The 13,355-nt window shown below is 62.2% G+C and carries 16 protein-coding genes; 12 read left to right on the forward strand and 4 right to left on the reverse strand.

Annotated features, from left to right (window positions below):
* The first annotated feature begins 101 nt into the window (after positions 1 to 101).
* Complete coding sequence (locus tag F6X59_RS25070; protein ID WP_178120129.1) at positions 102 to 1,343, forward strand: glutamine synthetase family protein; 1,242 nt, start codon at positions 102 to 104, stop codon at positions 1,341 to 1,343.
* 130 nt (positions 1,344 to 1,473) lie between these two features.
* Positions 1,474 to 2,817, forward strand: coding sequence for an MFS transporter (locus F6X59_RS25075; protein WP_152958808.1), 1,344 nt, complete (start codon positions 1,474 to 1,476; stop codon positions 2,815 to 2,817).
* Between the two features lie 103 nt (positions 2,818 to 2,920).
* On the opposite strand, the gene F6X59_RS25080 is transcribed toward F6X59_RS25075, so the two are convergent.
* The 4 genes from F6X59_RS25080 to flgA form a co-directional block, all read right to left on the reverse strand.
* Positions 2,921 to 3,664, reverse strand: coding sequence for a flagellar regulator YcgR PilZN domain-containing protein (locus tag F6X59_RS25080; protein ID WP_346652288.1), 744 nt, complete (start codon positions 3,662 to 3,664; stop codon positions 2,921 to 2,923).
* An 80-nt stretch (positions 3,665 to 3,744) separates the two neighbouring features.
* Entirely contained in the window at positions 3,745 to 4,212 is a 468-nt protein-coding gene (locus F6X59_RS25085) for a flagella synthesis protein FlgN (protein ID WP_152958809.1), read from the reverse strand.
* A 50-nt stretch (positions 4,213 to 4,262) separates the two neighbouring features.
* Complete coding sequence (gene flgM / locus F6X59_RS25090; protein WP_152958810.1) at positions 4,263 to 4,583, reverse strand: flagellar biosynthesis anti-sigma factor FlgM; 321 nt, start codon at positions 4,581 to 4,583, stop codon at positions 4,263 to 4,265.
* A gap of 152 nt (positions 4,584 to 4,735) precedes the next feature.
* The gene (gene flgA / locus F6X59_RS25095) at positions 4,736 to 5,488 is read right to left on the reverse strand and encodes a flagellar basal body P-ring formation chaperone FlgA (protein WP_152958811.1); all 753 of its coding nucleotides are present in this window, start codon (positions 5,486 to 5,488) and stop codon (positions 4,736 to 4,738) included.
* Between the two features lie 78 nt (positions 5,489 to 5,566).
* Here flgA and F6X59_RS25100 point away from each other — a divergent pair, with 78 nt between their 5' ends.
* The 10 genes from F6X59_RS25100 to flgH all read left to right on the forward strand — a co-directional run bounded on the left by F6X59_RS25100 (position 5,567) and on the right by flgH (position 13,352).
* Entirely contained in the window at positions 5,567 to 6,496 is a 930-nt protein-coding gene (locus F6X59_RS25100) for a chemotaxis protein CheV (RefSeq protein ID WP_152958812.1), read from the forward strand.
* Between the two features lie 51 nt (positions 6,497 to 6,547).
* Positions 6,548 to 7,375: a protein-glutamate O-methyltransferase CheR gene (cheR, locus tag F6X59_RS25105; protein WP_346652289.1), complete on the forward strand. Its 828-nt coding sequence runs from the start codon at positions 6,548 to 6,550 to the stop codon at positions 7,373 to 7,375.
* Between the two features lie 250 nt (positions 7,376 to 7,625).
* A complete protein-coding gene (flgB, locus tag F6X59_RS25110; protein ID WP_079229156.1) occupies positions 7,626 to 8,033 on the forward strand; it encodes a flagellar basal body rod protein FlgB in 408 nt (135 codons plus the stop codon).
* A 3-nt stretch (positions 8,034 to 8,036) separates the two neighbouring features.
* Positions 8,037 to 8,480 (forward strand): flagellar basal body rod protein FlgC, encoded by a 444-nt coding sequence (flgC, locus tag F6X59_RS25115; RefSeq protein ID WP_027921143.1) that lies wholly within the window; start codon positions 8,037 to 8,039, stop codon positions 8,478 to 8,480.
* Positions 8,481 to 8,495: 15 nt separating this feature from the next.
* Entirely contained in the window at positions 8,496 to 9,203 is a 708-nt protein-coding gene (flgD, locus tag F6X59_RS25120) for a flagellar hook assembly protein FlgD (protein ID WP_152958813.1), read from the forward strand.
* A gap of 31 nt (positions 9,204 to 9,234) precedes the next feature.
* Positions 9,235 to 10,587 (forward strand): flagellar hook protein FlgE, encoded by a 1,353-nt coding sequence (flgE, locus tag F6X59_RS25125; protein ID WP_152958814.1) that lies wholly within the window; start codon positions 9,235 to 9,237, stop codon positions 10,585 to 10,587.
* Positions 10,588 to 10,659: 72 nt separating this feature from the next.
* The gene (locus F6X59_RS25130; protein ID WP_152958815.1) at positions 10,660 to 10,845 is read left to right on the forward strand and encodes a hypothetical protein; all 186 of its coding nucleotides are present in this window, start codon (positions 10,660 to 10,662) and stop codon (positions 10,843 to 10,845) included.
* Positions 10,846 to 11,035: 190 nt separating this feature from the next.
* Positions 11,036 to 11,776, forward strand: coding sequence for a flagellar basal-body rod protein FlgF (gene flgF, locus F6X59_RS25135; protein WP_346652290.1), 741 nt, complete (start codon positions 11,036 to 11,038; stop codon positions 11,774 to 11,776).
* A 47-nt stretch (positions 11,777 to 11,823) separates the two neighbouring features.
* The gene (flgG, locus tag F6X59_RS25140; protein ID WP_079229153.1) at positions 11,824 to 12,609 is read left to right on the forward strand and encodes a flagellar basal-body rod protein FlgG; all 786 of its coding nucleotides are present in this window, start codon (positions 11,824 to 11,826) and stop codon (positions 12,607 to 12,609) included.
* A 47-nt stretch (positions 12,610 to 12,656) separates the two neighbouring features.
* Positions 12,657 to 13,352, forward strand: coding sequence for a flagellar basal body L-ring protein FlgH (flgH, locus tag F6X59_RS25145; protein ID WP_152958817.1), 696 nt, complete (start codon positions 12,657 to 12,659; stop codon positions 13,350 to 13,352).
* Positions 13,353 to 13,355 lie beyond the last annotated feature (3 nt).

A 13,355-nucleotide genomic window follows, 5' to 3' on the forward strand; every position in this document is an offset into this window, starting at 1 on the left:
TGACCACCGCCGCCCATCGCTCGCTGGCCGAGCTCCTCCAGGGCATCGACCAGATCGAATGCGTCACCCCCGACCTCAACGGCGTCCCGCGCGGCAAGGTGATGACCGCCGAAGGCTTCCTCGAAGGCCGCCGCCTGCAGATGGCCCGAGGGGTGTTGCTGCAATGCATCATGGGCGGCTACCCGCCGGCGCGTTTCTACGGCAGTGACGACGGGGACCTGGCGCTGGTCGCGGAGCCCGCGCAGATCCACCGCCTGCCGTGGAGCGAGGAGGGCCTGGCGCTGGCCATCTGTGACGCCAACGAGCTCGATGGGCGGCCTTCGGGGCTGTCCACGCGGGGGCAGCTCAAGGCCGTGATCGCCCGCTACGCTGCCCTTGGCCTGGCGCCGGTGGTGGCCACAGAGCTGGAGTTCTTCGTTTTTGCCCCCAACACCGACCCGCAGCAACCCTTCCTGCCCCCCGTTGGCAAGGATGGCCGCCGCGAGCTTGGCCATTCGGCATTCAGTGTCAGTTCCAACAATGGCCTGCGCCCGTTCTTCCAGGAGGTGTACCAGTGCATGGCAGCCTTGGGCCTGCCGCGTGACACCTTCATGCACGAAATGGGCGTGAGCCAGTTCGAGATCAATCTATTGCACGGCGACCCGCTGCTGCTGGCCGACCAGACCTTCCTGTTCAAGCACCTGCTCAAGGAAGTGGCGCTCAAACATGGCCTGAGCGTGGTGTGCATGGCCAAGCCGTTGGCGCACACCCCGGGCAGCTCCATGCACATTCACCAGAGCCTGGTGGACATCGCCAGCGGGCGCAACGTGTTCAGTGATGAACAAGGCCAGCCGACCGACACCTTCTACCACTTCATCGGTGGCCAGCAGGCGTGCATGGCCGACTTCACCGCGCTGTTCGCACCCAACGTCAACTCCTACCAGCGCCTGTGCCACCCTTACGCCTCACCGAACAATGCCTGCTGGTCCGAGGACAACCGCGCGGCCGGCCTGCGCATTCCGGCCAGTGCCCCGGTGGCGCGGCGGGTCGAGAACCGCCTGCCGGGTGCCGACGCCAACCCTTACCTGGCCATCGCTGCCAGCCTGGCCGCCGGCCTGCACGGTATCGCGCAGCGCCTGCAGCCCGCTCCGGCGATCCAGGGCGAATTCGAGGTGCCGGAACACCTGAGCCTGCCGTGCACCTTGCATGCGGCCCTCGAACGCCTCAAGCGCAGCGCCTTGGCGCGGGAACTGTTCGGCAGCGAGTTCATCGATGGCTACCTGGCCAGCAAGACCCTGGAACTGACGGACTTCTTCAACGAAATCACCCCCTGGGAGCGCCGCGTGCTGGCCGCACAGGCCTGATCGCGACACAATCGGCACTGGACGCGCCCCTGTCCGGCTATTTGTCTGGCAGGGGACTGCGCCGTGGCCATTTTGCTTTTATGCTTGCCAGCAAGCCAACGCCACCTGACCTGGGAGTTCGACGGGACGTATGCGAAACATCTGGAAGCCCTTTCAGTCGTTATATTTCGCCGCCTTGATGATGTTGATCGGCTCGGGCCTGCTCAGTACCTATCTGGCGCTGCGCCTGGCGGCCGATCATGTGGACAGTCTCTGGGTGGGTGCCCTGATGGCAGCCAACTATTTCGGCCTGGCGGTGGGCGGCAAGATCGGCCACCGGCTGATCGGTCGGGTCGGGCACATCCGGGCCTACGCCACGTGCGCCGGCATTGTCTGCGCGGCTGTGCTGGGGCATGGAATGACCAGTTGGCTGCCCGTATGGGTCGGGTTACGGATGATCGTCGGCCTGGGCATGATGTGCCAGTACATGGTCATCGAGAGCTGGCTCAACGAACAGGCCGAGGCGAAGTATCGGGGGGCGGTGTTCAGTGGCTACATGATCGCGTCCTACCTTGGCCTGGTACTCGGCCAACTGATTCTGGTAGTGCATCCGCAACTGGGTCCGGAACTGCTGATGCTGGTGGCCATGTGCTTCGCCCTGTGCCTGGTGCCGGTGGCGATGACCCGGCGCATCCACCCGGCGCCCCTGCGCCCGGCACCCATGGAGCCGAAGTTCTTCATCAAGCGGGTACCGCAGTCGCTCAGCACGGTGCTGGGTTCAGGCTTGATCGTCGGTTCGTTCTACGGCCTGGCGCCGCTGTACGCCTCCAGCCAGGGCATGTCGACCGAGCAGATCGGTCTGTTCATGGGCTGTTGCATCTTTGCCGGGCTGCTGGTGCAGTGGCCATTGGGCTGGTTGTCCGACCGCTACGACCGGGCGGTGCTGATCCGCAGCGTTGCGATAGGTCTGGCGCTGGCTTCGGCGCCACTGGCGATCCTGCCAAGTGTGCCGCTGGAGGTGCTGTTCGGTATCGGCTTCGTGATTTCGCTGCTGCAGTTCTGCCTCTACCCGCTGGCGGTGGCGTTTTCCAATGACCACGTAGAGAGCGAGCGGCGGGTGTCACTGACCGCCATGCTGCTGGTCACCTATGGCGTGGGTGCCTGTATCGGGCCGTTGGCGGCGGGGGTGCTGATGAAGGTGTTGGGCGCGCAGATGCTCTATGCCTTCTTTGCGTTCTTTGCCCTGGTGCTGGTGTGGCGCATCCGGCCGAAGGCGGTTACCGGGCTGCACCAGGTGCAGGATGCACCGTTGGGGCACGTGGCCATGCCGGCCGCCGGTTCGCCATTGTCGGCGGCGCTTGACCCGCGGGTGGATGAGCAGACCGTGCAGGAGGTCATGCAGGCGCCGGTGGCGGCTGAGGATACCGAGGATGATCAGAAGGCTGAGCCAGCCGCGGAGGCTCGGGCTGAGGATGAGGTCAGCAAGTCAGTTTGAGTCTGTGCCGGCCTCTTCGCGGGTTTACCCGCGAAGAGGCCGGCACAGGTTAACCACAAACAAAAACGCCACCCGATGGGTGGCGTTTTTTTTTGCAGGCGACTCAATAGTCGTCCTTGTCGAACCGCCGCGCTTCACGCTGCAGCTGGTAGACGAAGCTTTCGATCTTGCGTTGTGCCTGGCCATTGAGGTTATGAAAACGCACGCCGGCGAAGGTGGTGTTGATCCGCTCTTCATAGTGCAGGTGGCGCAGCTCGACCATGGTATCGACCAGGCCCAGCGGGTTGCTGGCCTTGAAGCGATCGTACACTTGGCCCAGTTGCAGGCGGTCCTCGACATTACCTTCAAAGCGCAGCTTGCAGCCGGTGGCGGAGATGTCCAGCAGCTTGCCGCGCAGGGCGCCGTTACCCTTGAGGTAGCCGCCGTCAAGAATGATGTCGACCAGTTGCGACAGCTTCAGCGCGGCGCGGAAGGCATTGCGGCGCTGGTGGTAGGTCATCTCTTCGGGCATCGCGCCACGGTAGCAGCGGTGGCCGTCGACTTCGCTGATCTTCAGTTCGTGGTTGCATTCCCAGGCGATGCGCACGCCGTCATGGAAGCCTTCGACGCGGAACGGTTCGCCGTTCTCGATGAATTTTTCGCCATCGCGCGGGATCATTTCGTCCAGCGCCAGGACATTGCTGTCACGGTCCACATGCACCACATAGCTCTGGAACCGCTGGCTGCGCTCATGGAAGGTGATGATCAGCGGATCATGGCTGTCTTGCAGCTGGCGCAGGTTGGCCGCGATCTCCAAGGGCGTGTTCAGCACCTTCGGCGGTTGCGGGGCATCGGTTTCATTGAACACGGGTTTTCAATCTCCAGGCAAAAACGACACACGCAAGTAACGGCATTTTGCCAGTATGTTCTGTGCCTTGATAGAAGTAATCACACTTGGCTGAGCGCCCGGGGCTTGGCAAGTGGAGAAGTGGTGCCACGGCTGTCATAGAGCGACGGTGCTTCACCGCCCTGGAGGATTCTGATCTGGTTGGCCGTGACGTGTTGTTGTACCTGGATGATCCGGCCATTGGTCTCGTTGACCCTCTGGCAGTCATTCATCAACTGGTTCAGTACATCCAGCTGCTGCAGGATCAGCTCGCCGTTGTCCGACTGCGCCGCCAATGCCTGCACCCCGGCGCGGTTGGCGCTGAGGCCAAGGCTGGTGAGCAGGTTGTTGCGGCGCATGCCTTGCTGCTCGAGCAGGACGATCAGCGACTGCTTGCGGGCCAGGATGCCCTCCAGCGGCGCCATGTCGCGACTGTGCAGGGCCATCGACTCCTGCTGGAGCAGGTCGAGCAGTTCCTGGGTCGGAGCGATGTCGTCTTCGATCAGTTGCAGCAAAGTGATGTCGTGCATGGCTAACTCTTGGCTTTACATAGCGTCCGTGAAGTCAGCGCGCCGAACGGTCAGCGCTGGGCTTCGAAATCGAGCAGTTTGCTGGCGACCCGGCCGGCATCGACCTGGTAGCTGCCGTCGGCGATCGCCTGCTTCAACTGCGCCACGCGGGCACTGTTGACGACGGGCTGGTCGCGCAGCTTGTCGCTGACCTGTTGCAACTGCTGAGCCTCTTGGCTGAGGTGTACCGTTTCTCCGCTGGTGCTGGCGCTGGCGCTTTTTGGCGCTTCTTGGGTTTCGCCGGTTTTCTCGGCGTTGCCGGACGTGGCGTTGCCACGAACGCCGCCCGTGATGGACGGAGAGTTATTCAAACGACTGAAGTCGATGACCATGATCAGAAACCTCTGGGTATTTGGACGCTTGCCTTGTTTTCGGCCAACCCGAAAGAAACTTTAGGCGTAAATGCATCGCTGCCTGTCAGCAAGCTCGCGAACCCGTGTTCTGACACAGTTTAGGAAAAGCGGTTCCTCACCGCCAGCGCAATCTACATGGCCACCTCGACCTGACCGGGGCCGGTCACCCGGGCTTTCACTACCCGCTGCGAATTGAGGTTGCGCACACGGATCTGTTCGCCCTGGCCACCCTTGGCCAAGGCTTCGCCAGGCATGCGCACGCTCAAGGGGCCGCTGCGCGCGGTGATCACCACATGGTCGCCCTTGCGCACCACTTCAGCTTGCTCCAGATGCTGCGGCGTGAGGACCTGGTCGAGCACCGTCGGGCGCAGCATCTTCATGCCTACCGCCTGGTCGAGGTCGGTGAGAAACCCCTGGGGCAGCGTGCCAACATCACGCTCGCGCAGGGCCACGTCGCCTTCGCCAACGACGTTTTCGCGCTTGAGCGGGCGGGTCACCACCACCACGTCGCGAAACAGCTTTACCGTCGCCGGCACGAAGATGGTCCACGGCGCGCTGCCGTCACAGCGTACCCGTACCGTCACCCGGCCCAGCGGTTGTGCCGGGCTTTCCAGCGAGGCATCCAGCGCCTGGCTGCACAGCGGCATGCGCAGGCGCGGGTCGAGCGGGTTGACCTGGATTTCGTAGCGCCCGGGGGTCTGGGTGGTGGCCAGGTAGTCCTCGACACTGAATTCAAGAAACCCTTGGGTGACACCGATAAGCTGTTCAGGCAAGGTAACCGCGTCCGCCAGCGTGCGAACGCCGGGTGCCAGCAGGCACAGCACGGCGAGCGTGCCGCTCAGCAGGTGTGTCAGTCGTCGGAAATTTGTCGTTTTCGTGTACATGGCGCTCAAAAAAGCAAAGCCCGTGCCGACTTGGTGACCACGTAGCACCAAAAAGGCAGAAAGCATAAGGAGTCAGGCATGGCGGGGGTAATGGATTCAGTCAACCAGCGCACACAGCTGGTTGGGCAGAATCGCCTGGAATTGCTGCTGTTCCGTCTCAACGGGGCGCAGCTTTACGGCATCAACGTGTTCAAGGTTCGCGAAGTGCTGCAGTGCCCGGAGCTGACCGTGCTGCCCAAGTCGCACCCGGTGGTGCGAGGCGTGGCCAACATTCGCGGGGCGACCATCCCGATTCTTGACCTGTCGATGGCGACCGGCCTGCCGGGGTTGCAGGAAGACACGCGCAACAGCTTCGTGATCATCACCGAGTACAACACCAAGACTCAGGGTTTTCTGGTGCACTCGGTGGAGCGCATCGTCAACATGAACTGGGAAGAGATTCATCCGCCACCCAAGGGTACGGGGCGCGACCATTACCTGACCGCCGTTACCCGGGTCGACAACCGCATGGTCGAGATCATCGACGTGGAGAAGGTGCTGGCCGAAGTGGCGCCGTCGTCCGAAACGGTGTCTGCCGGCGTGGTCGATGCCGAAGTGCAGGACAAGGCCACGCTGCTGCGGGTGCTGACCGTCGACGATTCGTCGGTGGCGCGCAAGCAGGTCAGCCGTTGCCTGCAGACGGTGGGGGTGGACGTGGTGGCGCTCAACGATGGTCGTCAGGCCCTGGACTACCTGCGCAAGCTGGTTGACGAGGGCAAGAAGCCGGAAGAAGAGTTCCTGATGATGATCTCCGACATTGAAATGCCGGAAATGGACGGCTATACGCTTACCGCAGAGATCCGCAGCGACCCGCGTATGCAAAAATTGCACATCTGCCTGCATACTTCGTTGTCCGGGGTATTCAACCAGGCGATGGTCAAGAAGGTCGGGGCAGATGATTTCCTGGCCAAGTTCAAACCGGACGATCTGGCCCAGCGCGTGGTCGACCGGATCAAGGCAACGCATTGAAGCAGCCGGGGGCATGCTCCCGGCACCAGCGATTTAAAAGAGGCGGCAGTAGTGTCTACGGGTAATTTGGAGTTCGAACAGTTCAGGGTCTTCCTGGAAAAAGCCTGTGGCATCCTGCTGGGCGAGAATAAGCAGTACCTGGTTTCCAGCCGTCTCAACAAGCTGATGGAGCAGCAGGGCATCAAGAGCCTGGGTGAGTTGGTGCAGCGCATCCAGACCCAGCCGCGGGGCGGCCTGCGCGAGCTGGTGGTGGATGCGATGACCACCAACGAGACCCTGTGGTTTCGCGATACCTACCCGTTTGAAGTGCTGAAGAACAAGGTCATTCCCGAGTTCATCAGGAACAACCCCGGGCAGCGCCTGCGCATGTGGTCGGCGGCCTGCTCGTCGGGTCAGGAACCGTATTCGATCTCGATGGCCATCGACGAGTTCGAGCGCAGCAACCTGGGCCAGTTGAAGATGGGTGCGCAGATCGTTGCCACCGACCTGTCCGGCTCGATGCTGACCAATTGCAAGACCGGTGAGTACGACAGCCTGGCGATTGCCCGTGGCCTGTCCCAGGAGCGCCTGCAGCGCTACTTCGACCCCAAGGCGCCGGGGCGCTGGGCGGTCAAGCCGGCAATCCGCAGCCGCGTCGAGTTCCGCTCGTTCAACCTGCTCGACAGCTATGCGAGCCTGGGCAAGTTCGACATCGTGTTCTGCCGCAATGTGCTGATCTACTTCTCGGCGCAGGTGAAGAAGGACATCCTGATGCGTATTCACAGCACCCTGAAGCCCGGGGGCTACCTGTTCCTCGGCGCTTCGGAAGCGCTGAACGGGTTGCCGGACCATTACCAGATGGTCCAGTGCAGCCCGGGGATCATCTACCAGGCCAAATGACCCGAGAGGCCGGCAGCGCAAGTTGCCGGCCTCTCTGTTTGCTGACGTCAATTTTTTGTTTTGCCGCTTTTGCCACCCGGCAATTGCCGCTTTCGCTTCGCCAGGCGGAAGCACTTTGCCGCTTTTCTGGCATCACGCCATCAGTCACCAGCGTCGCAGCCCAGTGTTTCCGGGCTTTCGGGAAAGTGGCACAGCCCTTGCTATACCTTGCTCAACGAAATTCCGGCCAACCTTCGAAGGTTTCCCTGACATGAGCATCAGTTTCGACAAGGCGCTTGGCATTCACGAAAAGGCACTGGGCTTCCGCGCCCAGCGCGCCGAAGTGCTGGCCAACAACATCGCCAACGCCGACACGCCCAACTACAAGGCGCGTGACATGGACTTCTCTTCGGTGCTCGCCGCCGAGAGCCAGAAGCAGCAAAGCGGCCGCTTCGCCATGGACCGCACCAACAGCCGGCACATCGAGGCCGAAGGCCTGGCGATGGCTGACGACACCGTGCAATACCGCGTGCCGACCCAGCCGTCGATCGACCAGAACACCGTGGACGCCCAGATCGAGCAATCGAACTACACGGAAAACGCCATCGGTTTCCAGGCCAGCTTCACCTTGCTCAACAGTAAATTCAAAGGGCTGGTTTCAGCCCTGCGCGGAGAGTAATTCATGTCCCTTTCCAGTGTTTTCAACATTGCCGGCAGCGGCATGAGCGCGCAGAACACCCGCCTCAACACCGTCGCCTCGAACATCGCCAACGCCGAAACCGTGTCGTCGAGCATCGACCAGACCTACCGTGCGCGCCACCCGGTGTTCGCCACCACCTTCCAGAACGCGCAAAGCGGCGTCAGCCAGTCGCTGTTCGAGGACCAGGGCGAAGCAGGGCAGGGCGTGCAGGTCAAGGGCATCGTCGAAGACCAGAGCAACCTGGAAGCGCGCTACGAGCCCAATCACCCGGCGGCGAACAAGGACGGCTACGTCTATTACCCGAACGTCAATGTGGTCGAGGAGATGGCTGACATGATCTCCGCCAGCCGTGCGTTCCAGACCAACGCCGAGCTGATGAACACCGCCAAGAACATGATGCAGAAAGTACTGACCCTGGGTCAGTGATAAGGAATCCAGACCATGGCAGTCGATAGCACCAGCGGTGTGAACCTCAACGACGTCATCGCGGCGTCAGGTGTCAGCTCCAGCACCAAGAAAGCCTCCACGACCAGCTCCGCGACCGGTGGCCAGGCCCTCGGCAAGGATGCGTTCCTGCAGTTGCTGGTCACCCAGATGCAGAACCAGAACCCGCTGGATCCGCAGGACAACAGCGAATTCGTTGCCCAGCTGGCGCAGTTCAGCAGCCTCGAAGGCATCACGTCGCTGAACGAATCGGTCAGTTCGATCACCAGCGCCATGGCTTCGTCGCAAGCGCTGCAGGCGTCTTCGCTGGTCGGTCGCTCAGTGATCGTGCAGAACGACAAGGCTGTGGTCGATACCACCAGCAGCTTCAACGCGCAGTTCGTCGTGCCTCAGGCCATCAGCGAAGCGAAGATCACCATCACCGACAAGGATGGCAACACCGTCAAGACCATCGAGTTGGGCGAGCAAGCGGCCGGTTACGGCGACTTCATCTGGGATGGCACCAATAACAAGGGCGAGAAAGTCGACCCGGGTACCTACACCTTCACTGCCACCAGCACGGTGGACGGCAAGGCGGTGCAGATGAATACCTTGCTGCCAGCCAAGGTCACCAGTGTCAGCTTCAACACCACCGGCGAGATGGTGCTGAACCTGGCGGGTGTGGGCAAGGTTTCGCTGTCCGACGTACAAACCATCGGTATCTAAGGCCGACAGAACGGCAAAAAGGAGCAACAGCATGTCTTTCAATATCGGCCTTAGCGGTCTGTACGCAGCCAACAAACAGCTGGACGTTACCGGCAACAACATTGCCAACGTCAATACCACGGGCTTCAAGTCCTCGCGCGCCGAATTCGCCGACGTGTACGCCGGTGCCAACCGTCTGGGCGTGGGCAAGAACCAGGTCGGCAACGGTGTGCGCCTGGCGGCGATCTCCCAGCAGTTCAGTCAGGGTGACGTCAACAACACCGGCAACGTGCTGGACATGGGCATCCAGGGCCAGGGCTTCTTCGTGCTGTCTGACAACGGCGCGCGCGTGTATACCCGTGCCGGCGCCTTCCAGAACAGCAAGGACAACTACGTGGTCACCTCGGACGGCCTGCGTCTGCAGGGCTATGCCGCCGACGAAAACGGCAACATCAAGCGCGGCGTGTTGACCGACCTGAAGATCGATACCTCGTCGCTCGCGCCGAAGGCCACCACCCTGATCGACCAGGGCATCAACCTGAACTCCGAAGCGACCATTATCCCGCTGCCAAGCGCCACGCCTGCCGGCCCGACCTTTGACCCGGCGGATGACACCACCTACACCAAGTCCTTCCCGACCAAGGTGTACGACAGCCAGGGCAACGAGCACACCATGGAGCAGTTCTACCGCAAGACCGGTACGAACCAGTGGACCATGTATACCCTGATCGATGGTCGCAACCCGATGGATCCGACTTCCACTGCGCCGCTGGAAGCGTCCATGACGTTCAACTCCGACGGTAGCGTGGCGTCCATGGCCACCGACCCGGCCAGCATCCCGGTAGGTGCCCCGGCAGGTGCCCAGTGGGATGTGACCAACAACACCTTCACCCTCAAGGGCTGGATCCCGGCCGCCAAGGATGCATCGGGCAACTGGGCCTCCAACGGTTCGGCGGAAAACACCGCCGGCATGCGCCTGTCGATGAACAGCACCAGCTCGTACAACACCGAGACTGCGCGCATGTCGCAGTCCCAGGACGGCTACGCCACCGGTATTCTGTCGAGCCTGTCGATCGACTCCACCGGCGTGATGTTCGCCAGCTTCAGCAACCAGCAGTCCCGCGCTATCGGTCAGGTGGCGCTGGCCAGCTTTGCCAACGAGCAAGGGCTGCAGCAGGTCGGTGGCACGCGCTGGACCGAGACCTATTCGTCGGGCATTCCGGGTATCGACTCGCCGAAAACCGGCACCCTGGGCAGCGTCGAGTCCAACTCGCTGGAGGCTTCGAACGTCAACCTGACCCAGGAGCTGGTCGAGCTGATCAAGGCGCAGAGCAACTACCAGGCCAACGCCAAGACCATCTCCACCGAAAGCACCATCATGCAGACCATCATCCAGATGACCTGATGGTCGCTGGCTGAGCGTGCGTGGACAGGCCCCTTTGCAGTGAAGGGGTCTGTCGTATCTGCAGGAGGGGTCATGAAAAGGCTGGTCATCACATTGCTTGCCGCTTTGTGCCTGTACCAGGCCCAGGCCGGCACTGCGCCCTGGTGGCGCTGGGAAAGCCAGGCGGATGGCCGGCTGGTGTGCTCGCAGTGGTCGCCGGGGGAGGGCTGGAGAAAGTTTGCCGGTCCGTTCAGCAATGGCGGTTGCCGCGAACCTTGATGGCCGGTACAGGATTGCCGCGATCGGCAAGCCAGCGCCGGATAACCGGCGGCACCTCAATGGCAAAACCCCGAAAAAGCCCGTATTCACGGGCTTTTTCATGAATTGAAAAAGTTGGTTCGGAACTTGCTTTAGAGCCTGCACAGCAACGGCGAGCGGCAAACGATCGTCAGTGCAGCGGAGGATGACTGTGGACAAGATGCTTTACGTGGCCATGACCGGCGCCAGCCAGAACGCGCTGGCGCAGAAGGCCCACGCCAACAACCTGGCGAACGTTTCCACCAATGGCTTCCAGCGCGACCTGGAGCAGGCGCGCTCGATGCCGGTGTTCGGTGACAGCTTTCCGTCACGGGCATTTGCCATGACCGAACGCCCGGCCACCGACTTCAGCGAAGGGCCGATGGTCGAGACCGGGCGTGACCTGGACGTGGCCGTCAGCGGCAAGGGCTTTATCGCCGTGCAGGCACCCGATGGCAGCGAAGCCTACGTGCGCACCGGCAGCCTGAACATCGACGCCCTCGGCGTGCTGCGTGCCGGCAACGGCATGCCGGTGATCGGCAACGGTGGCCCGATCGCCATTCCGCCAGAGCAGAAAGTCGAAGTCGGTGCCGACGGCACCATCAGCATCCGCTCGATGGGCGAAGACCCGCGGGTGATGGCCGAGGTCGACCGCATCAAGCTGGTCAACCCGGACATCAAGAGCATGACCAAGGGCCTGGACGGGCTGATCCACACCCAGAACGGCCAGCCGGCTGCCGCCGACGTCAATGTGCGGGTGGTGTCGGGCTTCCTTGAAGGCAGCAACGTCAACGCCGTGGAAGAAATGACTTCGGTGCTGGCGCTGTCTCGCCAGTTCGAGCTGCACGTGAAAATGATGAACGCGGCCAAGGAAGGCGATGAAGCCATGGCGCGTGTTTTGCAAATCGGCTAACCAACTTTGAACGGGTGCCGTAAAACAGGCGCACGAGGAGAATACTGATGCTTCCGGCTCTTTGGGTCGCTAAAACCGGCCTGTCCGCCCAGGACACCAACCTGACCGTCATTTCCAACAACCTGGCCAACGTCTCGACCACCGGCTTCAAGCGTGATCGTGCCGAGTTCGCCGACCTGCTGTACCAGATCAAGCGTCAGCCAGGCGCGCAGTCGACCCAGGACAGCGAGCTGCCGTCGGGCCTGCAGGTCGGTACCGGTGTGCGCATTGTCGGCACCCAGAAGAGCTTCCAGACCGGCAGCCTGCAGACCACCGAAAACCCGCTGGACATGGCGGTCAACGGCCGTGGCTTCTTCCAGGTGCTGCAGCCGGACGGCACCGTCTCGTACACCCGTGACGGTACCTTCCACCTGAACTCCGATGGCCAGATCGTCACTGCCCAGGGCTTTGCCCTGGAGCCGGCGATCGTGGTGCCGAACGACGCCCAGACCTTCACCGTCGGCCAGGACGGCACCGTGTCGATCACCACCGCCGGCAACCCGGCTGCACAGGTGATCGGTAACCTGCAGACCGCCGACTTCATCAACCCGGCCGGCCTGCAGGCGATCGGTGACAACCTGTTCCTGGAAACCGCTGCCAGTGGCGCGCCACAGGTCGGTACCCCAGGCCTGAACGGCTTCGGCACCACCCTGCAGCAGACCCTGGAAAACTCCAACGTCAGCACTGTTGAAGAGCTGGTGAACATGATCACCACCCAGCGTGCCTACGAGATGAACTCCAAGGTCATCTCCACCGCCGACCAGATGCTGTCGTTCGTCACTCAACAGCTCTGAAAGCCCTAGTGCAGGTTCTACTCCCGTTACACCGTGAGGTAAGTGTCATGAAACGTCTGTTGTCTGTATTCGCCCTGGGGGGGGCGGTTGTGTTGGCAGGTTGCGTCGCACCGACGCCCAAGCCGAACGACCCGTATTACGCGCCGGTTTTGCCGCGCACCCCGCTGCCGGCGGCAGCCAACAACGGTTCCATTTACCAGGCCGGTTTCGAGCAGGGCCTGTACACCGACCGCAAAGCGTTCCGCGTGGGTGACATCATCACCATCACCCTCAACGAACGCACTTCGGCGAGCAAGAACGCAGGTTCGCAGATCCAGAAGAACAGCAAGGCCGACATCGGCCTGACCTCGCTGTTCGGCTCCAACCCGAACACCAACAACCCGTTCGGCAGTGGCGACCTCTCGCTGGAAGCAGGTTACAGCGGTGACCGCACCACCAAGGGCGACAGCAAGGCCACCCAGGGCAACACCCTGACCGGCTCGGTCACCGTCACCGTGGCCGAGGTGCTGCCCAACGGCATCATCGCCGTGCGTGGCGAGAAGTGGATGACCCTGAACACCGGTGAAGAGCTGGTGCGTATCGCCGGCCTGATCCGTGCCGACGACATCGCCACCGACAACACCGTGCCGTCTACCCGCGTGGCCGACGCGCGCATCACCTATTCGGGCACCGGCTCGTTCGCCGATGCCAGCCAGCCAGGTTGGTTCGACCGCTTCTTCCTGAGCCCGCTTTGGCCCTTCTGAGTA

The sequence above is a fragment of the Pseudomonas sp. MN1F genome, assembly GCF_009391885.1.
Classification (GTDB): Bacteria; Pseudomonadota; Gammaproteobacteria; order Pseudomonadales; family Pseudomonadaceae; genus Aquipseudomonas.

Coding starts and splice junctions, on each gene's coding strand:
- F6X59_RS25070 (WP_178120129.1), top strand. CDS start 102: ATGACCGCCGAAGGCTTCCTCGAAGGCCGCCGCCTGCAGATGGCCCGA.
- F6X59_RS25075 (WP_152958808.1), top strand. CDS start 1,474: ATGCGAAACATCTGGAAGCCCTTTCAGTCGTTATATTTCGCCGCCTTG.
- F6X59_RS25085 (WP_152958809.1), bottom strand. CDS start 4,212: ATGCACGACATCACTTTGCTGCAACTGATCGAAGACGACATCGCTCCG.
- flgM (WP_152958810.1), bottom strand. CDS start 4,583: ATGGTCATCGACTTCAGTCGTTTGAATAACTCTCCGTCCATCACGGGC.
- flgA (WP_152958811.1), bottom strand. CDS start 5,488: ATGTACACGAAAACGACAAATTTCCGACGACTGACACACCTGCTGAGC.
- F6X59_RS25100 (WP_152958812.1), top strand. CDS start 5,567: ATGGCGGGGGTAATGGATTCAGTCAACCAGCGCACACAGCTGGTTGGG.
- flgB (WP_079229156.1), top strand. CDS start 7,626: ATGAGCATCAGTTTCGACAAGGCGCTTGGCATTCACGAAAAGGCACTG.
- flgC (WP_027921143.1), top strand. CDS start 8,037: ATGTCCCTTTCCAGTGTTTTCAACATTGCCGGCAGCGGCATGAGCGCG.
- flgD (WP_152958813.1), top strand. CDS start 8,496: ATGGCAGTCGATAGCACCAGCGGTGTGAACCTCAACGACGTCATCGCG.
- flgE (WP_152958814.1), top strand. CDS start 9,235: ATGTCTTTCAATATCGGCCTTAGCGGTCTGTACGCAGCCAACAAACAG.
- F6X59_RS25130 (WP_152958815.1), top strand. CDS start 10,660: ATGAAAAGGCTGGTCATCACATTGCTTGCCGCTTTGTGCCTGTACCAG.
- flgG (WP_079229153.1), top strand. CDS start 11,824: ATGCTTCCGGCTCTTTGGGTCGCTAAAACCGGCCTGTCCGCCCAGGAC.
- flgH (WP_152958817.1), top strand. CDS start 12,657: ATGAAACGTCTGTTGTCTGTATTCGCCCTGGGGGGGGCGGTTGTGTTG.